This is a genomic window from Polyangium jinanense (genome assembly GCF_028435365.1).
Map to the genome: position 1 here is coordinate 1 of NZ_JAGTJJ010000103.1, position 25,184 is coordinate 25,184.

Genomic DNA, 25,184 nt, shown 5'->3' on the forward strand with positions numbered 1-25,184 from the left:
TCGATGAACTGCGCATCGCGCAGTTCTTCGACCCCGGGTCCAGCGCTTGCGCTGGTCCGGGTCCAGGGGCGGATAGCCCCTGGTGGGGCCTGGGGCAACGCCCCAGCGCAGCGCCTCCCCGATGAGATCCCTCAATCCCAGCGATACGCGCCGACAATCCCCGCGTGATCACTCACCCGCGGATGCAGCCCGTCCTCGGGCCCTTCGCCGTCGAACACCCGGACGAACGCCTCGATTCGCGCCGCGCGCCGGCCCGCCGAGGCCCGCAGCATCTGATAATCGATCCGGCTCGTCAGCGTCTTCTCCCCGAACGTGGGCCACACGTTCCGCGTGGCCATTCCGATGTCGGTATACCCTCGCTCCACGAACGACGCGACCTGCCGATCCTCGGGGCTACCATTGAGATCCCCCGCAAAAAGCGTCGCCACGTGATCCCCCGCTGGCAGCCGGGCGACGTCGGCGAGCAGCCGCGCGACCTGCGTCCCGCCGTCCGATCCCCACGACACGTGCGTCGTCCCCACCCGGATCTTCGTCCCTTTCACGGTCGTCCGACCAAGCAGCGCGATGCGGGCGAGCGGGCCTTCGCTGAGCTGCAAGACCGTCACGTCCTCGATCGGCCCCGACGACAGGATCGACAACCCCTCGCGGTACACGTCGAACCCGATGTGAGCCTCTCTCCACACGTGCTCCCAGCGCCGCCGCGTGAAGCGCTCGAGGTGCTCCTGCAAGAGTCGCCCCGCGTTCGGCTCGGCCGGGTTCGACACGTGCTCGCCGACCTCCTGCAAGAGCAACACGTCGAGCCCCATCGTCGCCACGCCGAACGCGATCCGCTCGATCTTCGCGATCGAATCGTTCACCACCACGCCCTCCCTGAGCCCCCGCTCCTGGTAGGTGTGCAGGTTCAACGAGAGCACGCGGATCGCCCCGGGATCCCCGAGATTCCGCCCTCCCACGACGAACGCCGAGTTCCGGCCCCCGAGCCCGTCGTCGACATCGAGCGGGTTTGCCGGGTCCGCGGTCCAAAGACCATCCACGACGAGCTTGTACGCGTGTACGCCGCGGGGCAGCGGCCGCGTCGTCAGCACCCAGAGATCCGTGCCTTCGCGCTTCACGAGCGGGATCGGGTCCTTGCCCCAGCCGGTGAAGTCGCCGGCCACGAGCACGCTCGACGCGCGTTCGTCGCGGTAGGCGAAGGTCACCGAGCCGTCGGGCGCCACGCGAGAGCCGGGAGAAGGGACCACGTCGGAGCGGGTCATCGCCCCCCTCGGTTATGCTTGCGCGATCGGGGTGTCAAAAGGATTTCCGGACCGGCCTCTCGCCTGTAGTCTGCCGGCCATGCGCAACGTGGTCTTCGTCCTGCCGTTCGTCACGGAGGGCGCTCTCAGGTTCGTCTCCGGGACCGCGAACGTGCCCGGCGTTCGCCTCGGCATCCTCGCCCAAGATCCCGCCGACAAGCTCCCGCCTTCGATCAAGGACCGCATCTCGGGTCACTGGCAGGTGCAAAACGCCTTCGATCCGCGCCAGATCGCCGAAGGCGTCCAGGGGATCGCCGGGCAGATGGGGCCCATCGATCGCCTCATCGGCTCGCTCGAACCGCTCCAGGAGCCGCTCGCCGAGGTCCGCGCCGACCTGGGCCTGCCGGGCATGTCGCCCGAGGTCGCGCGGAACTTCCGCGACAAGGCCGTGATGAAGACCATCTTCGAGAGCAAAGGCGTCCCTTGCGCGCGCCACCGCCTCGCCCACCGCCGCGAAGAGGCCCTCGACTTCATCGCCGAGGTCGGCCTCCCGGTCGTCGTGAAGCCTCCGGCCGGCGCTTGCTCGGTCGACACGTTCCGCCTGGAGACGCAGGGCGACCTCGATGCATACCTCGCACGGATGGAAGCGGACCCCGTCCTGTTCGAGGAGTTCTTGCGGGGCGAGGAACATTCGCTCGACGCGGTGACGGTGGGCGGCCGCATGGTCTGGTATTCGATCTCGAAGTACTGGCCGTCGCCGCTCACGGTGATGGAAAACCCGTGGATGCAATGGTGTGTCCTCTCCCCGCGGCACGTGGACGTACCGGCGTACCAGCTCATCCGGGAGACGGGCGAAAACGCGGTCCGCGCGCTCGGGCTCACGACGGGCCTCACGCACATGGAATGGTTCCAGCGGCCGGACGGCAGCGTGGCGGTCTCGGAGATCGGCGCGCGCCCGCCCGGCGCGCATTTCATGACGCTGCTCTCGCACGCGCACGACGTGGATTTCCACCATGCCTGGGCGAAGCTCATGGTGGACGACACGTTCGAGGTGCCCGAGCGGAAATACGCCGTGGGCGCGGCATACCTGCGCGGCGCGGGGACGGGCCGGGTGAAGGCGGTGCACGGGATCGCCGAGGCGAACGCGGAGATCGGCTCGCTCGTGGTCGAGGCGCGCCTGCCCACGCCGGGGCAGCAGCAAGGCAATGCCTACGACGGCGTGGGATTCGTGATGCTGCGGCACGAGGACACGGAGCTCGTGGCGCGGGCGCTGAAGCGGGCGGTGGAGATTTTGCGGGTCGAGCTCGAATAACGTTGGTATCCGGTGCCCGGGTTGTTCGGGATCACGAGGGCCCGGTCGTTTTGCGGGATGACGGAGTCGAGCTCAGGGCCAGATCTGCGCCGTCGCCGTATTCTGAACGGCGCGCGTCGTGGCATAGAACGTCCAGCCAACGTGCGTGCGTATCCCGAACACGCGCGCGCCCTGCCCGGGCCACCACCCCTCGTGGGGTCGGCTGCTACTGCGCAATCCGCGCCGGCGGCCAGCATTCGCAGCTTCATTCCACATGAAACCCGCTCCGTGGTCCCTCGCGGCAGCGCTTTTTGCAGACTGCTGTCTGGTCAGCGCGCGGCCGAGAGCACGGCGCGGAGTTGCGCTGTGAAGTCGGACTTCATCTGAGCGCTGAAGTCATGGGCGATGCCGGCGTACTCGTGTAGCTCGACGCGATGGCCCAGCTCGGTGAGCTGCTGGGCGGCGCGCCGAGCGCCGTCGATCGGCACGACCGCGTCCTTTTCGCCATGCATCGCGTAGACGAGCGGGCAACTCGGCCGGCAGGTGCTGGTCGCGGGCAACCATTCCGCCGGGAACCGCGCTGCGATTGGGAATACCGCGGCGACCCGGTCCGGGTGATGGATCGCGATCAGGTAACTGAGATCGCCTCCGTACGACGTGCCGACGAGGACCGGCTTCCCGGTGGTCGGGTCGTGATGGGCCGCCGCCTCGACAAACGCGAGCACCTCATCCTTGACCTCGAACGTCAGCTTGGCCTGCTTGTCCGCCGCGAGCTCGCCATAACTCGACGGGAACCATGAATAGCCGCTGCGCCGCGGGTACTTGCCGCGAGGCAGGACGATTCGCGCGGGAATGTCGATCTGATCGAAATCGGCGCGGATGGTCTCGGGCGTCGCGCTGGAATAGTGCAGCCCGACGATCAGCGGCAGCGCATCGGTCGACCTCGCGCCGCCGGTCACGAACGTCAGGTAGTGATAACCCGCGAGCGTGCCCTCCGCGCGCGCCGGTGTGGGGCTCGCGCGCGGACGCGAGGCACACGCGAGCGACGCGAGCGCGAGGCAGCAGCAGAGTGCGCGGAGTATGACTGTCGTCCTTCGGTTCTTCGTGCTCATCGACGTGCAACGTTAGCAGTCCGAGCGCGGCAGGTGGCCGACATGATGCGACAGGACGACGTCCTACCGCGCGCCTACAAGAGCACCGCGCATGGGATCCCGCTCACCGACAGCCCCCAGTCGTCCCCGATGTCCCAGAGGCGGAGCTCGGCGTCGATGATGCGGAGCGCCTCGTTGGCGTGGCGGAAGTCGTGGATGCGGCTCGACATGTTCCACTGTTCGAGCGGCGCGTTCGAGTCGGCGCAGGCCCCGAGCCCCAAGGTATCGGCGTTCCTCTCCCCGAGCGTCTTTGTCATCGCCCCGAGCACCGACATGCCGATCGCCATGAAGTGCACCTTCGGGCACGCGACGGGGTCAGCGTCGTGGGTGTCGCATTCATTCGGGTCGCGAATGCTGTAATCGATCCGGCGCGTCCCGTGGCCGTGCACGCGGATGTAATACTCTGGGGCGTCCGGATACGAGCCCCTACAGGTCTTCGGTGGCTCGAACGAGACCCCTTCGGCGCTCGAGACGAGCGTGATCTGCGAGGGCTGCCCCTTCACCATGGCGACCGGGCAGTTCTCCGCGGCCAAGCGCGGCGGGGGAGGCCCGCAGCCGACGAACGCGGCGCAAACCACGAGGACGAGAACGTGAAACCGCATTGTCACGAGCACTTCGCGCCCGAGGGCTCGTTGTCTGAGCATGCCATGTCTTCTCCGGCAAACGTTTCGATGAACCGTGCACGCGCCCCCAGCAGCCATCGTGCCAGCCCGAAGAGCCCCGATGCACCGCCTCCGCCGCTGCCTCCGACGCCACCACCGACACGTAGCTGTGGACGGGGAGTTCACTCCAGCTTCGGTTGTGGACTCCCCGTCCACTGCTTCAGGGAGAATGATCCTAGGCTTGTTTCCATATAAGATCGGCTCCAGGAGGTTCGTATGCGCACACATCGATCTGTCATGCTCGTGACGTTCCTTTCGGCCGTCGCCGTCGCGATGTTGGCCGCGCCCGGATGCAAGGAGGACAAGACGCCGGGGAGCAGCGGAGGGCCGGATCCGACAGGCAGCGATTTTCTCTCCAGGTATGTGAAGGCCGTCTGCGACCGCACGTTCGCGTGCTGCGACGCAGCGGCCCGAGCCGCGCGCGGCTTGGACGCGAGCTCCGCCGACGCGTGCGCCTCGAACCTCAAAGCGATTTTTGTTGCCTTCAACGGCGGAGGAGAAGAGGTGAACGGCACCTTCGTCCCGGAAAAGGCGGAGGCGTGCCTCGCCGAGATCGACGCCTCCCCCTGCGCCGGAATTGAATTCTTCGGCGCGCTTTTAGGGGTGGACGAGAAGTCCACGCCGTCCTGCCCCGATGCGTGGGACGGTTCCGCACCCGAGGGCGAGGCCTGCGGCACGAACTGGGACTGCGTCCGGGACCGCTGCCTGCGCAACATCGACTCGAGCGGGCAGAGTTCGTCGGCGTGCAAAGCGAGGGCAGTGGCCGGAGAGCCATGCACGTCGCCGTTCGACTGCGAAGAGGCGCTCCGGTGTGACCAGCCCTCGTCGCCCGACCCGGGAACATGCGCGCCGCGGCTCGCCATGGGCGGGTCGTGCAAGGGGAGCAGCGACTGCGAGGCGGAGCTTCGCTGCGCCGACGACGGCACGTGTCAGGCGCGTGAGCAGGCGGGCGGTCCATGCACGTCGGACGACGACTGCGCGTCTGGCACGACGTGCAAAGGCGCCATGTGCGCGCCGCTCGGCGCCGCCGGCGCGCCCTGCTTCACCGACTCGGACTGCGCGTCCTCGGCGTGTATCGATGCGACGGACACCTGCGCCGACGTCTGCAAAGGCAATTGATCGCAGGTTTTATCTGGGAACAGCCTCGCTGGGGCTTTGCCCCAGGCCCCACCGGGGCTGTCCGCCCCTGGACCCGGGGCCTGCGCAAGCGCTGGACTCGGGGTCGATGAACTGCGCAATGCGCAGTTCATCGAACAAGCCAGGTCAAGACCGGCGAGCGGGTCTGCCAACCAAGACAGCCGCGCTGCATTTCGATTGGCAACGCTGTCTCTGTGGGAAGAACTGCGCATCGCGCAGTTCTTCCCCCTGAGGTCCAGGGCTTGCCCTGGTTCGGGTCGAGGGGCGAACAGCCCCCGCGGGGTCCGGGGCAGCGCCCCGGCGCGGCGGCTTGGCGCCTACAACCCGGCGCCCGGATCGTTCGGGACCACGAGGACCCGGTCGTTCTGCGGGATGACGGAGTCGATGAAGCTCGCCACGTATCCCGTGATGACGGCGTTCGTCCTCACGGTCTGACCGCCGACCGTGGTGATCGAGCTGGTGAGGGCGAGCAGGGTGCTCGCGTTCCGCGCGCCCGTGTTGAAGTAACACGGTCCACCCGAGTCACCGCTCGTCATGGTCTGGCCGGCCGCGTTCGGGAGGATCGCCTGGTAATACCCGCCCTCGAAGTAGGTGTCGGCCGTAGGGAACACGCCATGGCTCGGCGTGAATCCGCTCGCGCCGCCGCCGGATCCATCGCAGACGATGCTCGAGGGCGCGATGGCGAACGTGGGGTAATAGCTCGTGACGGCGTACCCGGAGCTCGTCGCGTTGACCGGGATCGGGACACCCGCCGGCGACTTCCAGCAATCGTTCGGCGCATACGAGCAGTCGTCGCTGTACAGGTTGAGGGGCACCACGAGCCGGAGCAGGGCCACGTCGGGAACACCGAGGGGCGGCGCGCTCGTCGAGGCGGCGTAAGGCGCAAAAGCCGGATGCGGGACGATCCGATCGATGGAGCCTGCGAACGGGGCAAAGGCGTTCGCGTACAGCTTCCCGTTCGCATCGTACACGCAATGCGCGGCCGTGAGCAGCCATTTCGTGGTCAGCGCGACGGCGGAGCAGCCACTCTCCTGCGTGCCGGGGCCCTGATCGAACACCACCGAGAAAGAAGCTTTCTTGGCGAATCCGGGGCTACCATTCACGATCTCCTGCTCGGCGACGTCGACCCGCTCGTCGAGCGCGTCGCTCTCATCGATGCTCTCCGCGACGCAGCCCGAAATGGCGAAGGCGCCGGCGAGGGTGGCAAGCATCGAAAGGGTCTTCATGGTGCGGCTCTTGGCATGGTGCGTGTGCATGGGGATCGTCCTCCATCGGGGTCGTCGTTCGGCGGAGCGAGGCGCCACATGCGCCGCTCTCCGCGACCTTCGAGAGGACAGTTGCGCGCCTCGGCAGATGTGAACGATTTTTTTTCGGGGCCGGGTTCGCGGGGCGCGGGTCCGCTCCGCACGTCCGGCCCCATCGTATCTCTGGTTTGACTTTCCCCATTCGAAGTCCATGATCCGGCCCGCTGCAGTGCTTTGCTGCGTGCAAAGGGGGGAGTCATGCGCTTGTCATGCTTTCGCGCCGCCGTTGCGGGCGTCGCGTCATCCAAATGGGTCGCCACGTCAATTCTTTGTCGTGGCCTGCTGGCCGCCGTGGTTGCACTTGGCGTCGCGACACCCTCGGCCTCTGCCCTCCCGGACAAAACGCTCGAAGCTCTGCTCGGAGCTCTGTGGCGCACGGTGCTCGAGACGCCGACCCCCGAGAACCCACTCGCAGGGGGCGATCCCTGCCTCGACCTTGGGGGCGTAACCGCGCCATTCGCGTCCCTGGGAACTCAAGAGATCACGTGCACGGTGAAGCCCGGCACGAAGATATTCGTCCTCGGGGTTACGGTCGAGTGCAGCGCGACCGAACTAGGCGACCCCGAAGCGACGGAAGAGGAGCTGCGGGCGTGTGCCGAGGAGATGGCTGCCCAGCTTGGATTCGGAACGCCGGTGGTCACCGTCGACGGGGAGACCGTGTCATTGCGTGCGATCGAGACGGGACCCGTGGAGTATGTCTTGCCCGCGGACAACATCCTCGGTGAAACGGATCCGGCCCTGCTATCGGGACAATTCGTGGCCCTCGGCTTCGCCACGCTCTTGCATCCCCTGCCCCCCGGAGAGCACGAGATCATGATCGACTTCGATGGCGACGGGGACATCGACAACACGACCACCATCATCGTCGACCCCAACGCGTAGCTCGATCGCCCCCTTGACACCTGCGACGGTCCCTCGGTAGCGTGCTCGCTTACAGCCATGGCGAAGAATACCTACCAGACGTATATACAGGAAACTCCCGTCGACATCTACCGGGCCGACTTCTTGCGCCGCGGGGCGATGTGCGCGGCTCTCGCGACGCGTCATCCGCAGCTCGCGGACGTCGGCGCCGAGGCGAATGCGATCGTCTTGCAGATCGATGCGCGCCGTACGGCGCTGCAAAGCGCCGAGGATGATCAGGTCCGGGCGCGGGCGATGGAGGACATCGAAAAGCTCGACGTCGTCGATGTGTATACCGAGTTGCGCCGCACGATGTCGGCCAAGAGCTACGACGTCGCCAAGCTCCTGCCCGACGCGCCCTCCACCTTGCGCCGCCTGGGCACGAGCAATTTCACGGACCGCGCGAACGAGGCCGTCTCCAACCTGCGGGTGCTGCCCGAAAACGATCCGATCCGCGTGGCGTTCCTCGGGAGGCTCGAAAAGGAGCTCGCCGAGTTCCGCAGCGCCGACAAGGCCGAGGATCTGACGCGCGTGGCGCTTCAGAGCGGGCGGATGGCATTGACGCTCTACAAATCCGAGCTCTCGCAGGCCCGGGAGGCGCAGCTCGGCATGATTCACAGCATCCTCAAGGATCGGGAGAAGACCGCGCTGTTCACGCTTCCCTGGCGCAAGCCGGCCCGGAGCGCCGAGGAGGCGACGCCCGAGGAGGCGGCCGAGGAGCCGGCTGCGCCGTGACGGGCGGCCGATGTGCGGATCGGACGTCCGACGTCCGACTGGCTTGCCGGCGATGACGCGGAGGCCTCGTCAGGCGTCCGAGTGCCCGTTCGTGATGCCGCGGAGGCGTACTCAGACGGCTGCGTAGGCCTCCGCGAGGAGGCCGGCGTACGCCTCACCCGGTTGAGGAGCTTTCCGCGGGGATGCGGGAGGCCACGCGGGCGGCTGAGGGGACGGGTTGCGTCTTCGCAGAGCGCGGCTCATGCGCCCGAGTCTGCCTCCGCGGGATTGCGGCAAGGCAACGCAGGCGCCTGAGGAAGCCCTCTCCGCTTTTGCCTCCACTTTGCCTCCGCATTTTGCCTCCGCTTCCGCGTCCGCCTCGGGGGCGAGCTCGGCCCTCGGGTCAGGACCGAGCCGCCCGAGCGGGGGGAGCATGGACCTGCTTGCCCGGCGATCATCGGGCGCCGGTGCCTTGCGCAATCACGCAAGCAGCCGTGAGGTGGTGCGCTCGAGGCCGCTCCTGGGCACGCATCGGCGCCCTCGTAAAAGGCAGTAAACATGCGCTGCCGCTCCTCGCGGGCACGCCTGGCACAGGGGTTGCGGATGCGTGTGGACGACGCTCCGGCCTCTGCCGGCGCCATACGCCGATCCACCAACAGGCGAGACCCAATGAATACGACCCTTCCTCTCCAAGGAGCGGAACCGCTCGCGCTCGCAAGGACGCCATCGCACCACGAGACCAGCGAACGCGCCATGAGAATACTGGCCAAATCGCTCGTCCGCAACCTGCAGTCGCAGGGGTACGAGGTGGCCATCCTTCTCTCCCTCATCACCGAGCTGATCGAGGCCGTCACGGTGGAGATGCAGCGCGCCACGGGGCGCTCGCCTCAGCCGAGCGGGAGCCCTCGCGCCGCTCACCCGCACAAGCGCTGACCCGGCACGGCCGGGCATGACGATTCCTCCGAAACCAGGCGCTCTCCGAGCGCATATCGAACAGATATTGATATGAAGACGAAGCATTCGATCGACATGGCGTGCCCCCCTGAGCTGGCCTTCCGCATTGGCCTCGATGTAAGTCGTTGGCCTGAAATCTTTCCGCCCTGCCTGTGCGCGAAGGTCCTCGAAGAGACCGACACCCGCCAGAAGATCGCCCTCACCGCCCGCGCGAACAACGGCGTCTTCTCCTGGGAATCGGTGCGCAGCATCGATCGCCAGCACCGCCTGATCTCCTTCGCGCAGAGCAAGCCGTCGCCGCTCGTGCGCTCCATGCACGGCATGTGGAGCTTCGAGAAAACCGCGACCGGCTGCAGGGTCACGCTCACCCACGATTTCGAGATCGCCGAGGATGTCAGCGGCGTCGTCGAGGGGGTGAATACGCACGAGGAGGCAGCTCGGTTCATGATGAAGACCGTGGAGACCAATAGCATGAAGGAGCTCGCCGCCATTGGTGCGCGCGTGGAACGTGAGAAATGGCGCCACGAGTTCCAGGAGGCTCTGGTCATCAAGCAGCCCCCTGGGCTGATCATGCGGCTCCTGGGCGACGCCGCGAGCTGGCCCTGGCTCCTGGAGCATTGCGACGGCGTCGATATGCTCTACAACGATGGGTCGTTTCAGGAGTTCGTCATGGTAGTACGCGTCGGCGAGCGCGAGGAGCGCATCCGCAGCATCCGCGTTCTATCGAAGGATCGAATCGAGTATTTCCAGCCAGAGCCGCCCCCGGCCCTCCGGGAGCATCGCGGTCGCTGGACCGTCGTAGAGTCGCCCGAGGGCGTCGAGGTCGTGTCCTGGCACGAGGTCGTGCTGAACCCGTTGTACTGGGCCGACAAGGATATCGACGCGGCCAAGCGGCAGGTCGAGGCCGCCATCAACCGCAACAGCCTCGGCACCATGAAGGCGATCCAAGGCAAGCTCGCGGCGACGACGCGAGCATGACCCCCTCTCGGCAGACCAGAAAAGGATGCACAGCATGCTCACCCAGTTCGACTTCTACGCGATGTCCTCAGAGGAGTTTCAAAGCGCCATGGCGAGCGCGCCGTTCCAGCGTCGGGGGCGCGGGCGCGCGCGCCTCTCCGTCGCCATCGAGCAAGACAATCTCGATCGCGATGGTTATCGGAGGTCCCCCTACGATCTCATGATGGTCTCGACGGGCCCGGAGCGGCAGCTCGAGAATGGGTATGTCGACACCCCCTCGCCGTATCCTTCGCTCAGGCTCGCCACGCGCGGCGCGTTTCGCGCTCGCGGCCAGCATCGTGAGGAGGTCGCGGTCGACTCGACGGCGCGCCCGACCGGCATCCTGCTCATCACGTTGTGCGCGCTCGCGCCGCAGGATCGAGAACGGTTCCTCGATCAGTTCAAGCGCGCGGCGGGCTTCATGGAGACCCAATCCGGGTTTGTCTGGAGCCGCCTGTTCGAGGCTGTGTCCGGCGATCGCGCCGGCTGGTTCATCAATGTCGCGCGCTGGACCAGCGTCCCGGCGTTCGAGGCTGCGTTCGCGCGCCCCGCCTTCAAAGGCATCATCAGCGGCGGCTTCAAGCCGAAAAGCCAGATCATGCTCGCCCGCGTCGGAAGCTCACAGGGACAACGTCCGGTCCTCGAGGCCCAGGTGATGTCCAGATGATCGCGCGAATCGATATCGTGGAGACAGACGACGTCGCGGGCCTTCAGCGCTCCTGGACCGCGGCAGCTCGCGAGCTGGTCGCGCGCCGAGGGTTCTTGAACGCCCGTCTCCACGTCGTCTACAAACGCATCAATGCCTTCGGATACGACCTGGTCAGCATCGTCCGATGGAACGACATCAATGCCTATTACGAGGCCCAGGCGTCGGGCCAGAGGCTGCCCTTGGCGGCGAATCGCGGGGTGGCCCTCTACGGGCTCGTCGAGCGCAGCGAGTTCGTCGAGCAACCGGCTCGGGCGTCGCACCTCGTCATCACCAATGCCTATCGCATCCTGCAGCCCAAGGCCGCGGAGATCGCGCGGATGTGGGGCGCGACGAGGGATCTGATGGCCAAGCGCGACGGGTTCATCTCCGCGGAGCTCTTCGAGAGCTATCACCCGGAGAACGATACCTACTACTTCGTGAGCCGCGCCGAATGGGAAGACGAGGACGCATTTTCGAGGCAACTCGAGGGCAAGGACTACAGGCAGCTCGTCGCCCCATTCGAAGGGATGTTCCAGATTTGCTTCTCGCGAGTCGCCGAGGAAATCACGAAAACCGGGTGATCCGCTCGGGCCGACGCCCGCCTGCCGCGAAAGGGTTCTGTCATGGTCACGGTCATCGATCTCCTTCAAACATCCAATCGCTCGGCGTCGACGAGCGCATGGAACGCCGTATGCACGTTCCTGTCCGAACAACCAGGCTTCCAGGGGGGGCAGCTCCTCGAGAGCTTCCAGACGATCACGCCACGCGCGAGCTGCGAGATGGCGAGCATCTGCCGGTGGCGCTCGGACGAGGACTGGGAGCGCGCCCGCTCGGCTGTCAGGCGAGATCAGGCGCTGGTCGCCGTCTTGAGCGCGGCGGGCACCAAGTTCACAGGGTTCAAGATGGATCTGGTCGATGGCTCCCAGTACCTCTTCAACCCGCCCTCCGACAATATGGTTCTGGTCGACGTCGTATACCTGCCCGAGGACCGCATGGCGGCTTATGCCGCCATGTGGGCCGAGGCCGCGCGCCATATGAGCCGGCTCCCCGGGTACGTGAATTCCAGCCTGTTCCGGAGCCGGAACCTCGCTGGCGAGGTCAAGTTCATGAACATCGCCGAGTGGAAGAGCAGTGAGGCGTTCTTCGACGCGGTCCGCAGCAATCGCTTCACGAAGGTCGTCGAGCCGTTCAAGGCCGACTTCTCGTTGTATCTGAATCGCCGTATCGCACTGCATACGGCACGGGAGCGCTGAGGTCAGGTATGATCTACTGGATCGACGTCGTCGCCGCCGCCGCCGCGCCCAGCTATGCCGCTCGCTGGCAGGAGCGCGCGCTCGCCCTGCGGGCGCCGCGTAACCTGCGGACGGCCGAGCTGTTTCAAGTCATCGAGCCGATCCGCGACGTGGATTACGCGCTCCTCTCCGTTTATGGATTCGACAGCGATGACGTCGGCGAAGCGGCGCTGCGCGAGGGGTCCTCGAGCGACGACGCGGCATTTGCTGTCGAAGGCACGAAGTGCCGCGTGAGGATCACGTTGTCCGAGCTGACCCCCACGCTGCCCGGCCATGTGTGGCTGATCAACCCATTCGAGATCAACGAGGACCAGATCCCGGACGTACTGAATATGTGGGACAAAGCCAAGAACCACATGACAGCCCATGCCGGCTTCTTGAATGCCCGGCTGTTTCGTTCCGCCGCCCCGTCGACCAAGTACGGGCTGTTCAACGTATCGCAGTGGCGCAGCGCTGGGGACTTCAAGCAGTCGCTGGGCGACAAGGCGTACGACCGCCACCGGGAAAGATCGATGCAATATCGGCTTCACCCGTCGCTATGCGCACGAACGCACAGCCTCGAGTTCCAGTGAGAAGCAAAGGAGCCAACATGTCCAAGGTGGCGCTCGTGACCGGCGCGAGCCGCGGAATCGGACGAGACATCGGGCGCTGGTTCGCCGAACGCGGGTTCGATCTCATCCTCGTGGCCCGCGACGCGGCGAAGCTGGCTGAAAACGCGGAAGCGCTGCGCCGGGAGCTCGGGGTCGCGGCGAGCGTCGTCGCCGTCGATCTGTGCGATTTCGACGCGGCGCGCGCCGCCCTTCAGGTGGAGCTCCGGCGATACGGGCGTCTGGACGTCCTGGTCAACTCGGCCGGCATATTCCGCTTTGGCACCAGCAGCATCAGCGTCGGCGACCTCGAGGCTTTGCTGACGACCAACGTCAAGGCGGTCCACAATGTGTGTATCGCCTGTCTGGACGCGCTGGCCGCGGCGGGCTCGGCCCACGTCTTCAACATCGCATCCATCACCGGCGTGGAGCCGTTCGCGGCCGTCGGCGGTTATGCGACCAGCAAGCACGCGCTGGTCGGCTACAGCCGGTCCCTGGCGCGGGAGCTGTTGCCCAGAGGCATCAAGGTCACGACGCTATGTCCGGACGCTGTCGACACAGATATGGCGGTTGGTTCAGGCCTCCGGCCGGAACAGATGATAACGACTGCAGACATACGCCGGGCCATCGAGTTCGTCCTGTCTCTATCTCCTGCCGCGCTCGTCGATCTGCTCGTGATCGGCCGTAAACCCGCTTGAAGGAAGCGTACGCGACGGACCGTCGGCATTGGATCAACACATCAACCCGTGCTAAATTCAACAAATGAAACGTACAGTTCACGCCGTCGCCGGTGGGGTTGCAATCACGACGGTGGCGTCATTCATGACCTCGACCTTGGTCGCAGAGCTGACGGGGAACCACAGCCTCATCGTGGCGGTCAAGCGGTTCATCCTGTTTGGCCTCGGCGTGCTCATTCCTGCAATGGCTATCGCTGGAGGCACGGGAAACTCGCTGAGCGCCAATCGGAAGGGGAGGCTGATCGATGCAAAACGAAGGCGGATGAAGTTCATTGCTGCGAACGGCCTCTTGATCCTGGTTCCTTCGGCACTGGTGCTTTATCGCCTCGCCAGCGCCGGCTCCTTCGGCGTGACGTTCGTCGTCATTCAGATCATCGAGCTCGCGGCAGGCGCGACGAATGTCTTCCTTCTCTCGCGCATGATACGGGACGGCTTCAGGCTCTCAGGGAGGTTCAGGCCGGCCAGAACATAACGGCTTCCGAGGAAAACCGATGAACAACGAGAAGAAAATCAAGAAGACAGCATGTATCACCGGCGCAGGCCGTGGAATTGGCAAGGCCGTCGCTCTTCGGCTGGCGGAGGAAGGCTATGAGCTCGCCCTCGTCGCTCGGTCGGAGGAGCAGCTCGCGGCGACGGCAGAGGAAGTCCGACGCGCCGGTGGATCTGCCTCCATTCACGTGTGCGATGTGAGGTCGCCGGAAGCCATCGTCACGGCGGTACGCAACGCAATCGAGCGCTGGAACGGGATTTCTCTGCTCGTCAACAACGCTGGGCGGGGAGGAGGCGGTCCGACGGCCTCGACGAGCGATGAGCTATGGCGAGAGATCATCGAGACGAACCTCGACAGCGTTTTTTACACGACCAAGGCGGTGCTCAACCATAACCCGCCTGATACTCTCAAGACGATCCTCAGCATCTCGTCGACCGGGGGTAAGCAGGGTGTCGTGTACGCGGCGGCCTACAGCGCGTCGAAACATGGCATCATCGGCTTCACGAAGTCGCTCGGGCTCGAGCTCGCACCGAAGGGAATCACCGTGAACGCGGTATGCCCCGGCTTCGTCGAGACGGACCTCGCCGCGAAGGCGCGGAGCGGGTACGCCGGGATCTGGGGCGTCAGCACCGACGAGGCCAAGCGGCGAATCGAGCAACGAGTGCCGATCGGGCGTTATATCGAACCTGAGGAGGTCGCAGATATGGTCGCCTACCTGGCTTCCGATCGGGCGAGAGGGATCACGGCGCAGGCCATCAACATCTGTGGGGGGCTCGGCAACTACTAGCGTTTTATGATCGACCGGTCCTGCGCCGTGCGCGGCAATTGACCCATCGCTCCGCGGCGCAGGACTTTCAATTTATCTGTTTTGAAATAGCACCCAAGCTCCATTCACTTCACACACGAATCATTTCAAAACAAATACGACGACAGCCATTGCATTTTCGAACGTCACGACCACAATCACGAGGCGTGACACGGAGACATCAAGGATGAAGACAAAAAGCTACGCAGCAGCGCGGCGAGTGGTCGTGACTGGGCTTGGAATCATTGCGCCCAACGGCATCGGAGTGCAGCGATTCTGGGAGAACGCGCTCGCAGGCCGCTCGGGTATCTACGCGATCGACACCTTCCCGACGGAAGGCTTCAAATCAAAGATCGCTGGGCAGGTCCGCGATTTCGATCCAATGGCATGCGGGCTCCGCGAAGATCAGGCACGGCGCCTCGATCGTTATGCGCAGTTCGCCGTCGCGGCCTCCATCATGGCGATCAAGGACGCCGGCATTGACGTCGCCGCGCTCGTCCCCGAAAAATGTGGGGTTTGCATCGGCAACGCGATCTGCGGCACGGCGTACATGGAGCAAGAGTTCCTGGCTGTCACGGAGCGCGGTCGGGCAGAGCTGCGCCCGGAACTGGTCAATTCATGCCTTTACCAGAATTCGACCTTCAACGCCGCCTCCTCGGAGGTGGCATCGCTCTACGGGATGCGCGGCAATTGTTTCACGATGAGCACCGGTTGCACGGGCGGCCTGGACGCGATCGGCGCCGCTCTCGACGCGATCAGGGATGGCGACGTCGACCTGATGATCTGCGGCGCCTCGGAGGCGCCGATCACCCCGGTCGCCATGGGAGCGTTCGACGTCGTCGGCGCCCTGTCCAGCAAGCGCAACGATACGCCCTCCCGGGCTTCGAGGCCCTTCGACGGGACGCGTGATGGATTCGTCCTGGGGGAGGGCGCAGGCATCCTGATTCTCGAGGAGCGAGAGCACGCGCTCCGGCGGAACGCCCGCATTTACGCGGAGCTCCGCGGCTTCGGTTCTTGCAACAATGCATTTCACATGACCGATCTCCCTCCCGACGGCAAGGATCTCGCTCGCGCGCTGCGGCTGGCCCTCGCAGACGCGCGCATCACGCCGCAGGAGGTCGACTACGTCTGCGGTCACGGAAGCTCGACGCGGCAAAACGATACGAACGAGACCGCCGCTCTCAAGATTGTATTCGGGGACCATGCCTACAAGCTCGCGGTGAATTCCCTGAAGGGCATGGTGGGCCACCCGCTGGCCGCAGCAAACGCGCTCGAGGCCGTCGCTTCGGTGCTGAGCATCCACACGGGGATGCTCTTTCCCACGATCAACTACGAGGTCGAAGATCCGACGTGCGATCTGTTCTACGTCCCCAATGAGGCCATTCAAAGGGACGTGAAGGTCGTCGTGAAAGACGCGAGTGGCTTCTCCGGGATACACAGCGCGTTGATCTTCACCAGCCCTGACTACGCTGGAGATTCACAATGAGCAGGCGAGTCGTTATCACAGGTATTGGAATCATCGCTCCCAACGGCATCGGCAAGGACGCCGTGTGGACGAGCGTGAATGAGTCGAGAGTCGCGCTCTCCGGCATCACCAGGTTCGATACCGAGGGATTCTCCTCGGACGTGGCGGGAGAGCTGCGGGGCTTCGATCCGCTCGACTTCATGAACGTGCGGCTTTCGCGCAAGCTGGATCCGTTCACCCAATATGCCATCGCGGCCTCCCAGCTGGCGCTCAAGGACGCGGAGCTCGACCTGGCGAGGGTAGATAAGCTCGCCTTCGGGGTGTACGTCGGGAACTGCTTCGGCGGGTGGGCCTTCACGGACCGTGAGCTCAGGAAGCTCCACAATCAGGGTCCGCGCGAGCTGAGCGCCTTCCAGGCGACCGCTTGGTTCCCTGCAGCTCCGCAGGGCCAGATCTCGATTCTGCTGGAACTGCGCGGACACAGCAAGACGATCGTCTGCGACCGCGCGAGCGGCCTCGCCAGCATTGGCTACGCCGCGCGCAACATCGCACAGGGAAAGAGCGATCTGATCCTCGCCGGAGGGACCGAGGCGCCCATCACGCCGCTCATCTTCTCGGCGTGCTCGACCGACGGTGTGCTCGCGAAAAGGCGCCGTGGCGCAGGTGAATCTTACCTGCCATTCGATGAGAAACATGAGGGATTGGTCCTCGGCGAGGGCTCCGCGTTCTTGCTGCTCGAAGAGCGCGAGCATGCGTTGCGCCGAAATGCGAAAATCTACGCCGAACTGCACGGCTTCGCCATGACGAGCGACGCGTGCCACCCCGCGCCATTGCCGGCAGAGGAGCGCGGACTCTCGGTGGCCATGCGCGAGGCGCTGCGCGACGCGGCGGTCGCGCCCGAGGCGGTCTCCTTCGTGATGGCCGACGGTATGGCGACAAAAGAAGGCGACTACCAGGAGGCGCAGGCAATTCACAAGGTCTTCGGCGAGCGCGCCGCGTCCGTGCCGGTGACCGCCCCGAAATCGATGTTCGGGCACCTCTACGGCGCAGCCGGCGCCGTGGATGTCGCGCTCTCTGCACTGTCCTTGCAGCATCGCGTGATTCCACCCACGGCCAGCCTGACGACCCTCGCGTCCGATTGCCGTCTCGACGTCGTCACGACGCCGAGGAAGGCGGAGGCGATGGATTACGTGCTCATCGCTGGCCGGGGTTCAGGCGGGACGAACGCAGCGGTGGTCATCGCTGCTCCAGAGCAAGCGTGCTGATCCGATCGTACAGGTATGCGGCAACAGGAAGGAAGGGTTGTTTTAATGGATAATCACGAGAACCTAGTAAAAGAGATCCTCTCTGACATGCTCGGCGTGAACACCGCCGGCTTCACGCGAGAGACGGAGCTGCAAGGCGAGCTCGGGATGGACTCGGCGGAGATGGTGGATGTCGTCGTCCTGCTCGAGAAGCGGTTCAAGAGGACCTTCCATCGCGGCGTCGAGCGCGAGCTGAAGACGGTAGGCGATATCTATGACCTCCTGTCGTCATCCACGCTCCCCGTCCCGCTGGCCAAGGCGGGTTAGCGCGGGTGGAGCGACGCCGGGTAAAAGCAAGAAACAACAGCGATGCACTCCTCCGCCGTCGCGCGTGAGCCTTCGTCGGAGGACGCATCCATGCATCCAGAAAGAGGGGTCAGAGATGACCGCCATGAGCAACTCGGAGAATCTCGTGCTGGCCAGTGATCGCGGCCGAGTTTGGCTGCGATTCCCCGCGCCGGGCGTCCTCGTCATGCGGGTTGAAGGCTATGGCGAAGAATCGTTCGTCGAACCGATCATCTCGCAGTTCGAGAGGATGCTCGCCACATGCTCGTGCCCCATGATCTTCATCGACGCGGAACATCTCGGCGAATTCGATCGGAAATATCGCGTCGAGATGACCCACCTGATCGTCGACAATCACCGTCGGTTCGGCGGCGTGACAGTGCTGGTGCGCTCGAAGCTCGTGGCGGCGGGAGCGTCGCTCCTGAAGCTCGGGCGGGGTGGTATCTTGCGCCCGCTCGCCACGCGCGCCGAGTTCGAGGCGGCTCTCCATGAAGGAATTCAAAAGGCCATGACGACTCGCGTGGACGGCGAGCGCTTGTCCGAGCGGCCCAGAGACGAACGGTATGCGTGATACACATGACGTCGTCATCATCGGCGGCGGACACAATGGGCTTGTCATGGGCGCCTACCTGGCGAAGGCCGGGCTCGACGTATGTATCGTCGAAAAAAATGCCTGGCTCGGGGGCGGGTGCGTGACGCAAGAGGTCTGCGGCGACGGCTACAAGAGCGATCTGGCAGCGATATGCCATATTTTCATACAAGCGAACCCGCTCTTACGCAATGACGAGCTGGGGCTCAAGTCCCGTTACGGGCTGAAGTATACCTACCCCGACGCACCTTACGCCGTCGTTTTTCCTGACGATCGCGCCTACGTTTGCCATCGCGACGTGGAGCGCACGTGCGCGATGATCGAAGAGCGCTTCTCGCCGCGCGACGCGGATGCCTACCTGAAGTTTTACCAGTGGGCCGCGGCGGGGCTCGAGCTCCTGCTCCCGACCATGTACAGCCCCGGTCCGAGCACGGGAGAGCTCTTCTCTGCGCTCGGGGCGACAGCGAGGGGCCAGGATGTGATGCGCGCGCTCATGATGAGCAGCCTCCAGCTCCTCGACGACTGGTTCGTGAATGATCCCGTCAAGATCGCGATGGCACGATTTACAACCGAAGTCATCGCCGCTCCCCAAGACGTGGGCACAGGGATGCTCCTGTACATGATGGTGCCCTTCATCCACCGCTTCGGTATTGGCATTCCCGTGGGCGGGAGCGGCGCCCTCACGCAATCGCTCCAGCAATGCCTCGTGGATCACGGAGCGACCATCCATACGAGCGCCGGCGTGTCGCGCATCGAGGTCATCGGCGGGGAAGCAAGAGGCGTCGTCTTGGATTCGGGGGCCAGGCTTGGAGCGCGCAAGGCCGTCGTCTCAGCCGTGAACGTGAAGCAGCTCTTCCAGCGGATGCTCGCTTCGGACAATCTGCCGGATGAGCTCTCGGTGAAGGCGGGCAGGCTCAAGGTCAGCAGCTTTCAGACTTTTCTTCAATCTCTCGCGCTGAACGAGGCCCCTCGTTACAAGGCGGGGGCGGACGTGGACCGGGCGTGTTGCGTCGAGTTCGCCGCCGATACCATGGCAGAGTTCAGGCAGCACTTCGACGCCTTCTCCTACGGTCACCTGAGGTCCGACGGCCCGCTCATGATCACGCCGAGCCTGTTCGACCCGACGCGCGCGCCTCCAGGAAAGCACGTCGGTTATCTCCTTCATTACGCGCCCTACCACCTCGCGCAAGGAGCAAGCCAGTGGGACCATATCGGAGAGAGCTTCGCCGACGAGCTCATCGCTCACCTTCGCAGACGCACGTCGAACATGGCCGATGAGAGCATCATCGCGCGCTCCGTGATGACGCCGCTCGGGTTCGAGCGGTGGAACACGTCCTTCATCGAGGGCGAAGCCAATCATATCGGAAACTACATCTTCCAGAGCATGGGTATGCGGCCGATGCCAGGTTACGGCCACCATCGAACACCCGTGTCTCGACTCTATATGACGGGGGCGAGCACACATCCAGGGGGAGGGCTCACCGCCGGGAGCGGGAGGGCGGCGGCCATGGTCCTCATGCGAGACCTGGGCATGAGCACCGAGGCGATTTTCACCGGCTCCTAGTCTCGGGCCGCGCAGCAGAAACACACACCTACAAGCCATCGAGAAAGAGAACGAGAAGGACAAGGTACATCAATGATACAGCAGAGACTCGCTGGAAAAGTAGCGTTGGTGACCGGTGGCGCCCGGGGGATCGGGGCTGGGATCGCGCGAAGGCTGGCCGGCGACGGCGCCGACGTGGTGATCAACTATCACACGAACGTGGAGGCCGCGGAGCAGGTCAAGGCAGCGGTAGAGTCGCTGGGACGCAGAGCATACATCGTTCAGGCAGACGTCTCCACGGCAGGGGGGCGGAAGCGTCTGTTCGACACCGTCGACGCTGCCTGTGGCCGGCTCGATATCCTCGTCAACAATGCGGCCAACTATATGATGGCGCCGCTCCACGCGGTCGACGAGGACATGTTCGATGGGATCATGGCATTGAACATGCGCGCCGCGTTCTTCGCGACCCGAGAGGCGGCCTCGCGGCTGGGCTCCGGTGGCCGAGTGATCAACATTTCTTCGAGCCTATCCATCGTGCCCGCTCCAGGGACGTCGGTCTATGCCGGCGCAAAGGCCGCCATCGAGGCGTTCACCCGGGTACATGCACTCGAGTTCGCCCCCCGGCAGATCACCGTGAATGCGATCGCGCCCGGGGCCATCGACACCGACGCCCTGCGCGCCGGTCTGCCTGCGGAGGCGCGCGCGCGCATACCCGAGGGGATCCCCCTCGGGCGGGTCGGCGAGGTGTCCGACATCGTAGGGGTCGTGGCGTTCATTGCATCGGACGATGCTCGCTGGATCACGGGGCAAGTCATTCACGTCAACGGCGGAGCCGTGATGCGTTAGCAGCGAGCCGTGCGCCGGTGCCGTCCGAAGTCCCTACTTCGATGGCCGGTCGAGCACACCCCAACCTGCAGCTACCACAGCAGCTACACTGAGGCCCGTTCGGACCCATTGCCAGCTTGACCACGACGCGATCTCGGCGTGGACCTGGCCGACATCGATCGTCTTCTCGATGAACGCCGCATTCGCCCGCCCGAAGTAGAGAGGCAGCAAGACGAGCGTACCGGCCATGCAAGCGCTGGCCAGCGCCCATGGCAGCTGATTCTGCCCCGCCTTCAAGGCAGACAGGAAACTCCATCCACAGAACACCACGCCTCCTACATCGAAGGGGAACAGCGTCATACCCATACGGGGGCCATACGTTTTGAACCAATCCAGGAACTCGGCAGGGTCCATGGCGCTGAAGCTGGGAACGACGGTGGTCGAGACCAGCAGGCTGCCGCCAGCGAAAACGGCTGTGCATATGACCGACGCGACCTCTACTGCTCGTGCCATCTTGCAATCCTCCTCTTTTTCATTTCAAATGCCATGACGCTCGGGTACCTGTTGTCCTGGCAAAACATCGGGCGCATCAGATGCGCCTCATATCATCGCAGCCCCCCCGGGAGGGTAGCACGACAAGAGGACTTTATTGTGATATTTCGCAACCTTCTTCGCTGCCGCGCAAGCTCAGCCCTCGGCGTCTGTGTGATGGCTCGATTGTCGAGAACGCATTTCCTGAAGCGCCTGAGGCAATCAAACCGGTCGCTCGTCCAGGGTCGTTCAGGAAAACACCGTGCTACCCTTGAGCTTTTCCTGACGCGTATGGGTCCGCGACGTATGTCGATAACTTCCAGCCGCTCGCCGTCGCGGGCGTGTACGTGCGTGGCCCCCTCGAGAGCGGCAAGGATCTGGAATCGTGTCAACCCCGCCCGCGCGGCGGGTCCAGGCGGGGGCCGGTCGCATTTGCGCGATCGACGCGAGCGGACGCGTGGCCTGCTGGGGACATGCCTATTACGGGGAAACCGGCATCGATCCGGACACGCCGCTCGTGGGCAACGTCGTGCCCGTCGTGGGCGTGAGCGACGCCGTCGATCTCGCGCTCTCGGACCACCATACCTGCGAATCGGACGGCGACGTGTTTTGCTGGGGCCACAATCGAGAGGGCCAACTCGGCGACGGCAACCCCCTCCATCGGGAAACGCCCGTGGACATCGGGCTCTTCAAAGGCGCGACGGACATCCAGGGCGGGCCGGACGAGACGTGTGTCCTCGCCGGCGGCGACGTTTCCTGCTGGGGCGGCGTCCACGACCCCGGACCGTAGCCGCAGGAGCCGAGCTTTCCGGACCGGCTCGTGGGCATGGATCTCGGCCAAATCACCGTATGCGGGCTCCTCGAGGGCGGCGACGTGCGTTGCGGGTTCTTCAACAAGGTCAGCCGTTGCAACCGGGAAAAAAAGGTGCCGAGCATTTCGGGCGCGGTCGCCATCGAGGCCTCTGCCGATTCGATGTGCGTGTTCCAGGGCCCGGACCGCCACGTCACCTGTTTCCATGATCATCGCTTCGACGAAGATCAGGATTTCGCCCAGCAAGCGCCGAGGCCGAAGGCCACGGAGATGGACGACGAGCATCTGTGGTGCTGGGGGCACGACAAAGGCGGGCAGCTCGGCACCGGGCGCCTGGCGATGTCGTATCGGGCCGTCCGGGCGGAGGTGTTGCGGTAGGCTTCCGGATGTAGGCTTGCGCCTCCAAGGCTGGAGGCTCGAGCCTCCATCGGAGCCGGTCACGAGCCCACCGATTCGACGCGGAAACCGCAATGGAAGGCGCTGCCGGCCCTGGCATGTGCGTTGCTCGCTCGACGAGGCGGCCCCCTCCGAGAGGAGACGCGTCATGCCGCGCATTGCCACGTCCATCGTCGTCGATCCCAACCAGCTCGATCCTCGTGCCAAAGAGGCGTTCATCGAGAGGCTCTACGAGCTGCATACACGCATCTTCGACGTCGAGCGTGAGGCGTTCGTCGCGTACGTGATCGACTCCAGGGCGGAGCATACCCATATCCAGGTCTACGAGGACGCGTCGGGACGGGCCGTCGGGTACTTCGCCTTGCACATCTTCGAGAAGGTGATGGGCGGCGAGAAACTCTCCGTCATGCGTGGCGAGCTCGGCATGGTCAGCGAGTTCCGCGGCTGCAACGTCAATGCGCGCTTCGCGATCGACCGGCTCCTGCGGTACCTCGTGAAAAACCCGGATCGGCGTCTGTACCTGTTCGCTTCGCCGGTGCACCCTTCGTGTTATTCGCAGACCGCCCGGTATGCCGACCGGGTTTGGCCGAGCGATACGGAGGAAACCCCGGCGGACGTGCACGATCTCATGATCGAGCTCGCGCGCTCGTTCGGGCTTCGAGCGGTCGACGAGGCAAGACCCTTCGTGCGCCACGTCGGCTGGCGGACGCGCGATACCGCCGCCGATCGGTCGTACTGGCTGGGCCACGCGGGCGATGCAGCCCATTTTTATGTCCGGCAGAATCCCGGCTTCGTGGACGGTCATGGTCTGCTGATGCTCGTGCCGCTCTCGCTCGGCGGCGTGATGCGCGCCGCGCTTCGGTTCGCGTCCGCCAAGCTCTCGCGCCGGCTGCGCCATGTCGTGGCGTCCCTCGCCGGGAGGCGCCGGAGTTCCGTCAGCGATCCTCGTGAGGGGGCGCGGGCGGCTTGATCCGCACCTTTTTCACGTGCCTGGGCGTGGCCTCGACGACCTCGATCATCGTCCCGTCCGGTGCCGTGAGCTGTGTCCCGGCTGCTGGAATGCTGCGAGCCAGGTCCAGGACGAGCCCCGCGATCGTCGAATAGCCGTCGCCGACGGGCAAATCGAGCCCGAGCTCGCGATTCACGTCGTGCACGGGCGCGCTCCCCAGGACGAGGAACGTCCCGTCGGGCTCGCGCCGCACGAGCTCCGGCGCAGGCGCTTCGTGTTCGCTGAAAACGTCGCCCACGAGCTCCTCGACGAGGTCTTCCAGCGTGACGATGCCGCTCGTCGCGCCAAGCTCGTCCACCACGATGGCAATCTGCGTGCGGCGGTTTTTCATGGCGTCGAGCAAGGAGACCGCGCGCATGCTCTCGCCGACGAAGGAGGGAGGTCGCAGGACCTCCTTCACGCGAAACGAAACGTCCCCGGTCGCCCGGATGAAGACGTCTTTCACGTTCACGTACCCGATGACGTGATCGAGGTCCCCCTCGTACACCGGCATCCGCGTGTGTCCGTGCGCGGCGACGACACGGCGCACATCCTCGAGCGTCGCATCGTGCGGCAGGCTCACCACGCGCGTGCGCGGGACCATGACCTGCACGGCGGACAGCTCCGGCAAATCGAGCGCGCGTGCCGCGATCTCGCCCGCGCTCGGGTCGAGGGAGCCGGCCTTGGCGGCTTCTCCGACGAGCTGCTGCAACTCGTCCGGCGAGAGCCGCGCCTCGGTGAAGGTGGTCTTGTCCCCGAACAACCGAAGCACGACGTTCGAGCTCGCGGTCAAGAACCAAACGAGCGGGCGCGCGAGCCACGCGAGCCCGAGCAGCGGACGCCCGATGAACAGCGCATACGTCTCCGCGTATCGCAGCGCGAGCGACTTCGGCACGAGCTCGCCGAGGACGAGCGAGAGGTACGAGATCAACGCGACCACGAGGCCAAGCGCGATTGCGTCCGCGTGGTCCGCCAGAATCGGGACGCGCCGAAAGAGAGGCGCGAGATCCTCCGCGAACGTCGCGCCGCCGAACGCGCCCGCGAGCGCGCCGATGACGGTGATGCCAATCTGCACAGTGGCGAGGAACCGCTCGGGATCATCACGAAGAGCTTTTACAGCGCGGGCGCGCGTGCTCTTCTCGGCGACGAGCTGATCGAGCCGGGAGCCTCGCAAGGCCACGACGGCGATCTCGGCCCCGGCGAGGATGCCGTTCACCAGCACGAGCGCGAGAATGACGAGGAGCTCGGTGACGATGGCTGCCTCCTTCGAGGGAGCCGATCCATCCCACACCTCGGCGCTCGATGCCCGCACGGGAGCGCGGAGGGTGCGCAGCGCCGGGGTTTCACCCCGGACCCGAGCAGGGGCTATCCGCCCCTGCACCCGGACCAGGCACGGCCCTGAGCATTGGTCTCATCTTGGGAGGCGCTGCGCTGGGGCTTTGCCCCAGACCCCACCGGGGCTATCCGCCCCTGGACCTGGACCAGCGCAAGCGCTGGACCCGGG

28 protein-coding genes are annotated in these 25,184 nt (G+C 65.2%); 22 read left to right on the forward strand and 6 right to left on the reverse strand.

Annotated features, from left to right (window positions below):
• Positions 1-131: 131 nt before the first annotated feature.
• Entirely contained in the window at positions 132-1,256 is a 1,125-nt protein-coding gene (locus tag KEG57_RS52950; RefSeq protein ID WP_272428331.1) for an endonuclease/exonuclease/phosphatase family protein, read from the reverse strand.
• Between the two features lie 79 nt (positions 1,257-1,335).
• On the opposite strand from KEG57_RS52950, the gene KEG57_RS52955 reads away from it, so the two are divergent.
• Positions 1,336-2,547 carry an ATP-grasp domain-containing protein gene (locus tag KEG57_RS52955; RefSeq protein WP_272428332.1) on the forward strand — a complete coding sequence of 404 codons (1,212 nt, stop codon included), beginning with the start codon at positions 1,336-1,338 and terminating at the stop codon, positions 2,545-2,547.
• Between the two features lie 308 nt (positions 2,548-2,855).
• Here KEG57_RS52955 and KEG57_RS52960 read toward each other — a convergent pair whose 3' ends face one another.
• The gene (locus KEG57_RS52960) at positions 2,856-3,638 is read right to left on the reverse strand and encodes an alpha/beta hydrolase (protein WP_272460007.1); all 783 of its coding nucleotides are present in this window, start codon (positions 3,636-3,638) and stop codon (positions 2,856-2,858) included.
• A gap of 74 nt (positions 3,639-3,712) precedes the next feature.
• Complete coding sequence (locus tag KEG57_RS52965; RefSeq protein WP_272428334.1) at positions 3,713-4,321, reverse strand: hypothetical protein; 609 nt, start codon at positions 4,319-4,321, stop codon at positions 3,713-3,715.
• A gap of 234 nt (positions 4,322-4,555) precedes the next feature.
• On the opposite strand from KEG57_RS52965, the gene KEG57_RS52970 reads away from it, so the two are divergent.
• Positions 4,556-5,458 (forward strand): hypothetical protein, encoded by a 903-nt coding sequence (locus KEG57_RS52970; protein WP_272460008.1) that lies wholly within the window; start codon positions 4,556-4,558, stop codon positions 5,456-5,458.
• A 335-nt stretch (positions 5,459-5,793) separates the two neighbouring features.
• Here KEG57_RS52970 and KEG57_RS52975 read toward each other — a convergent pair whose 3' ends face one another.
• Entirely contained in the window at positions 5,794-6,702 is a 909-nt protein-coding gene (locus KEG57_RS52975; protein ID WP_272460009.1) for a trypsin-like serine protease, read from the reverse strand.
• A gap of 570 nt (positions 6,703-7,272) precedes the next feature.
• On the opposite strand from KEG57_RS52975, the gene KEG57_RS52980 reads away from it, so the two are divergent.
• From KEG57_RS52980 to KEG57_RS53060, 17 genes are all read left to right on the forward strand, one after another.
• Positions 7,273-7,662 carry a hypothetical protein gene (locus tag KEG57_RS52980; RefSeq protein WP_272460010.1) on the forward strand — a complete coding sequence of 130 codons (390 nt, stop codon included), beginning with the start codon at positions 7,273-7,275 and terminating at the stop codon, positions 7,660-7,662.
• Positions 7,663-7,719: 57 nt separating this feature from the next.
• A complete protein-coding gene (locus KEG57_RS52985) occupies positions 7,720-8,415 on the forward strand; it encodes a hypothetical protein (protein WP_272460011.1) in 696 nt (231 codons plus the stop codon).
• 732 nt (positions 8,416-9,147) lie between these two features.
• Positions 9,148-9,327 carry a hypothetical protein gene (locus KEG57_RS52990; protein WP_272428339.1) on the forward strand — a complete coding sequence of 60 codons (180 nt, stop codon included), beginning with the start codon at positions 9,148-9,150 and terminating at the stop codon, positions 9,325-9,327.
• Positions 9,328-9,399: 72 nt separating this feature from the next.
• A complete protein-coding gene (locus KEG57_RS52995; protein WP_272460012.1) occupies positions 9,400-10,326 on the forward strand; it encodes an aromatase/cyclase in 927 nt (308 codons plus the stop codon).
• 34 nt (positions 10,327-10,360) lie between these two features.
• Complete coding sequence (locus tag KEG57_RS53000; RefSeq protein WP_272460013.1) at positions 10,361-11,011, forward strand: antibiotic biosynthesis monooxygenase family protein; 651 nt, start codon at positions 10,361-10,363, stop codon at positions 11,009-11,011.
• Positions 11,008-11,613, forward strand: a complete 606-nt coding sequence (locus KEG57_RS53005; protein WP_272428342.1) for an antibiotic biosynthesis monooxygenase family protein — start codon at positions 11,008-11,010, stop codon at positions 11,611-11,613. Before KEG57_RS53000 ends, KEG57_RS53005 begins: the two co-directional genes overlap by 4 nt.
• A gap of 42 nt (positions 11,614-11,655) precedes the next feature.
• The gene (locus tag KEG57_RS53010) at positions 11,656-12,285 is read left to right on the forward strand and encodes an antibiotic biosynthesis monooxygenase family protein (protein WP_272428343.1); all 630 of its coding nucleotides are present in this window, start codon (positions 11,656-11,658) and stop codon (positions 12,283-12,285) included.
• Between the two features lie 8 nt (positions 12,286-12,293).
• Positions 12,294-12,896, forward strand: coding sequence for an antibiotic biosynthesis monooxygenase family protein (locus tag KEG57_RS53015; protein ID WP_272460014.1), 603 nt, complete (start codon positions 12,294-12,296; stop codon positions 12,894-12,896).
• 17 nt (positions 12,897-12,913) lie between these two features.
• Positions 12,914-13,609 carry an SDR family oxidoreductase gene (locus KEG57_RS53020; RefSeq protein ID WP_272428345.1) on the forward strand — a complete coding sequence of 232 codons (696 nt, stop codon included), beginning with the start codon at positions 12,914-12,916 and terminating at the stop codon, positions 13,607-13,609.
• A gap of 64 nt (positions 13,610-13,673) precedes the next feature.
• Positions 13,674-14,120: a hypothetical protein gene (locus KEG57_RS53025; RefSeq protein ID WP_272428346.1), complete on the forward strand. Its 447-nt coding sequence runs from the start codon at positions 13,674-13,676 to the stop codon at positions 14,118-14,120.
• Between the two features lie 19 nt (positions 14,121-14,139).
• Positions 14,140-14,925, forward strand: a complete 786-nt coding sequence (locus tag KEG57_RS53030) for an SDR family oxidoreductase (protein WP_272428347.1) — start codon at positions 14,140-14,142, stop codon at positions 14,923-14,925.
• Between the two features lie 205 nt (positions 14,926-15,130).
• On the forward strand, positions 15,131-16,429 hold the full coding sequence (locus KEG57_RS53035; protein ID WP_272428348.1) for a beta-ketoacyl-[acyl-carrier-protein] synthase family protein: 1,299 nt from the start codon (positions 15,131-15,133) through the stop codon (positions 16,427-16,429).
• Positions 16,426-17,673, forward strand: coding sequence for a beta-ketoacyl-[acyl-carrier-protein] synthase family protein (locus KEG57_RS53040; RefSeq protein ID WP_272428349.1), 1,248 nt, complete (start codon positions 16,426-16,428; stop codon positions 17,671-17,673). Before KEG57_RS53035 ends, KEG57_RS53040 begins: the two co-directional genes overlap by 4 nt.
• A 45-nt stretch (positions 17,674-17,718) precedes the next feature.
• Positions 17,719-17,979 (forward strand): acyl carrier protein, encoded by a 261-nt coding sequence (locus KEG57_RS53045; protein WP_272428350.1) that lies wholly within the window; start codon positions 17,719-17,721, stop codon positions 17,977-17,979.
• A gap of 124 nt (positions 17,980-18,103) precedes the next feature.
• Positions 18,104-18,568 carry a hypothetical protein gene (locus KEG57_RS53050; protein ID WP_272428351.1) on the forward strand — a complete coding sequence of 155 codons (465 nt, stop codon included), beginning with the start codon at positions 18,104-18,106 and terminating at the stop codon, positions 18,566-18,568.
• The gene (locus KEG57_RS53055) at positions 18,561-20,150 is read left to right on the forward strand and encodes a phytoene desaturase family protein (protein ID WP_272428352.1); all 1,590 of its coding nucleotides are present in this window, start codon (positions 18,561-18,563) and stop codon (positions 20,148-20,150) included. Before KEG57_RS53050 ends, KEG57_RS53055 begins: the two co-directional genes overlap by 8 nt.
• A gap of 72 nt (positions 20,151-20,222) precedes the next feature.
• Positions 20,223-20,975 (forward strand): SDR family oxidoreductase, encoded by a 753-nt coding sequence (locus KEG57_RS53060; RefSeq protein ID WP_443689973.1) that lies wholly within the window; start codon positions 20,223-20,225, stop codon positions 20,973-20,975.
• Between the two features lie 33 nt (positions 20,976-21,008).
• Here KEG57_RS53060 and KEG57_RS53065 read toward each other — a convergent pair whose 3' ends face one another.
• Positions 21,009-21,467, reverse strand: a complete 459-nt coding sequence (locus KEG57_RS53065; RefSeq protein ID WP_272428353.1) for a DUF1772 domain-containing protein — start codon at positions 21,465-21,467, stop codon at positions 21,009-21,011.
• Between the two features lie 403 nt (positions 21,468-21,870).
• On the opposite strand from KEG57_RS53065, the gene KEG57_RS56015 reads away from it, so the two are divergent.
• From KEG57_RS56015 to KEG57_RS53080, 3 genes are all read left to right on the forward strand, one after another.
• Positions 21,871-22,275, forward strand: a complete 405-nt coding sequence (locus tag KEG57_RS56015; RefSeq protein WP_272428354.1) for an RCC1 domain-containing protein — start codon at positions 21,871-21,873, stop codon at positions 22,273-22,275.
• 36 nt (positions 22,276-22,311) lie between these two features.
• Complete coding sequence (locus KEG57_RS53075) at positions 22,312-22,674, forward strand: RCC1 domain-containing protein (RefSeq protein WP_272428355.1); 363 nt, start codon at positions 22,312-22,314, stop codon at positions 22,672-22,674.
• A gap of 166 nt (positions 22,675-22,840) precedes the next feature.
• Complete coding sequence (locus KEG57_RS53080; RefSeq protein WP_272460015.1) at positions 22,841-23,662, forward strand: hypothetical protein; 822 nt, start codon at positions 22,841-22,843, stop codon at positions 23,660-23,662.
• On the opposite strand, the gene KEG57_RS53085 is transcribed toward KEG57_RS53080, so the two are convergent.
• A complete protein-coding gene (locus tag KEG57_RS53085) occupies positions 23,628-24,992 on the reverse strand; it encodes a CNNM domain-containing protein (RefSeq protein ID WP_308215675.1) in 1,365 nt (454 codons plus the stop codon). The two genes, KEG57_RS53080 and KEG57_RS53085, sit on opposite strands and share 35 nt — an antisense overlap.
• Positions 24,993-25,184 lie beyond the last annotated feature (192 nt).

Excerpts from the sequence above, each read along its gene's own strand:
- KEG57_RS53060 (WP_443689973.1), top strand. The coding sequence starts at position 20,223 with ATGATACAGCAGAGACTCGCTGGAAAAGTAGCGTTGGTGACCGGTGGC.
- KEG57_RS52955 (WP_272428332.1), top strand. The coding sequence starts at position 1,336 with ATGCGCAACGTGGTCTTCGTCCTGCCGTTCGTCACGGAGGGCGCTCTC.
- KEG57_RS53065 (WP_272428353.1), bottom strand. The coding sequence starts at position 21,467 with ATGGCACGAGCAGTAGAGGTCGCGTCGGTCATATGCACAGCCGTTTTC.
- KEG57_RS53010 (WP_272428343.1), top strand. The coding sequence starts at position 11,656 with ATGGTCACGGTCATCGATCTCCTTCAAACATCCAATCGCTCGGCGTCG.
- KEG57_RS53050 (WP_272428351.1), top strand. The coding sequence starts at position 18,104 with ATGAGCAACTCGGAGAATCTCGTGCTGGCCAGTGATCGCGGCCGAGTT.
- KEG57_RS52960 (WP_272460007.1), bottom strand. The coding sequence starts at position 3,638 with ATGAGCACGAAGAACCGAAGGACGACAGTCATACTCCGCGCACTCTGC.
- KEG57_RS53035 (WP_272428348.1), top strand. The coding sequence starts at position 15,131 with ATGAAGACAAAAAGCTACGCAGCAGCGCGGCGAGTGGTCGTGACTGGG.
- KEG57_RS52985 (WP_272460011.1), top strand. The coding sequence starts at position 7,720 with ATGGCGAAGAATACCTACCAGACGTATATACAGGAAACTCCCGTCGAC.
- KEG57_RS53015 (WP_272460014.1), top strand. The coding sequence starts at position 12,294 with ATGATCTACTGGATCGACGTCGTCGCCGCCGCCGCCGCGCCCAGCTAT.
- KEG57_RS53055 (WP_272428352.1), top strand. The coding sequence starts at position 18,561 with ATGCGTGATACACATGACGTCGTCATCATCGGCGGCGGACACAATGGG.
- KEG57_RS52990 (WP_272428339.1), top strand. The coding sequence starts at position 9,148 with ATGAGAATACTGGCCAAATCGCTCGTCCGCAACCTGCAGTCGCAGGGG.
- KEG57_RS52970 (WP_272460008.1), top strand. The coding sequence starts at position 4,556 with ATGCGCACACATCGATCTGTCATGCTCGTGACGTTCCTTTCGGCCGTC.
- KEG57_RS52950 (WP_272428331.1), bottom strand. The coding sequence starts at position 1,256 with ATGACCCGCTCCGACGTGGTCCCTTCTCCCGGCTCTCGCGTGGCGCCC.
- KEG57_RS53000 (WP_272460013.1), top strand. The coding sequence starts at position 10,361 with ATGCTCACCCAGTTCGACTTCTACGCGATGTCCTCAGAGGAGTTTCAA.
- KEG57_RS52965 (WP_272428334.1), bottom strand. The coding sequence starts at position 4,321 with ATGCTCAGACAACGAGCCCTCGGGCGCGAAGTGCTCGTGACAATGCGG.
- KEG57_RS52975 (WP_272460009.1), bottom strand. The coding sequence starts at position 6,702 with ATGAAGACCCTTTCGATGCTTGCCACCCTCGCCGGCGCCTTCGCCATT.
- KEG57_RS52995 (WP_272460012.1), top strand. The coding sequence starts at position 9,400 with ATGAAGACGAAGCATTCGATCGACATGGCGTGCCCCCCTGAGCTGGCC.
- KEG57_RS53045 (WP_272428350.1), top strand. The coding sequence starts at position 17,719 with ATGGATAATCACGAGAACCTAGTAAAAGAGATCCTCTCTGACATGCTC.
- KEG57_RS53005 (WP_272428342.1), top strand. The coding sequence starts at position 11,008 with ATGATCGCGCGAATCGATATCGTGGAGACAGACGACGTCGCGGGCCTT.
- KEG57_RS53030 (WP_272428347.1), top strand. The coding sequence starts at position 14,140 with ATGAACAACGAGAAGAAAATCAAGAAGACAGCATGTATCACCGGCGCA.
- KEG57_RS53025 (WP_272428346.1), top strand. The coding sequence starts at position 13,674 with ATGAAACGTACAGTTCACGCCGTCGCCGGTGGGGTTGCAATCACGACG.
- KEG57_RS53075 (WP_272428355.1), top strand. The coding sequence starts at position 22,312 with ATGGATCTCGGCCAAATCACCGTATGCGGGCTCCTCGAGGGCGGCGAC.
- KEG57_RS53020 (WP_272428345.1), top strand. The coding sequence starts at position 12,914 with ATGTCCAAGGTGGCGCTCGTGACCGGCGCGAGCCGCGGAATCGGACGA.
- KEG57_RS53080 (WP_272460015.1), top strand. The coding sequence starts at position 22,841 with ATGCCGCGCATTGCCACGTCCATCGTCGTCGATCCCAACCAGCTCGAT.
- KEG57_RS53040 (WP_272428349.1), top strand. The coding sequence starts at position 16,426 with ATGAGCAGGCGAGTCGTTATCACAGGTATTGGAATCATCGCTCCCAAC.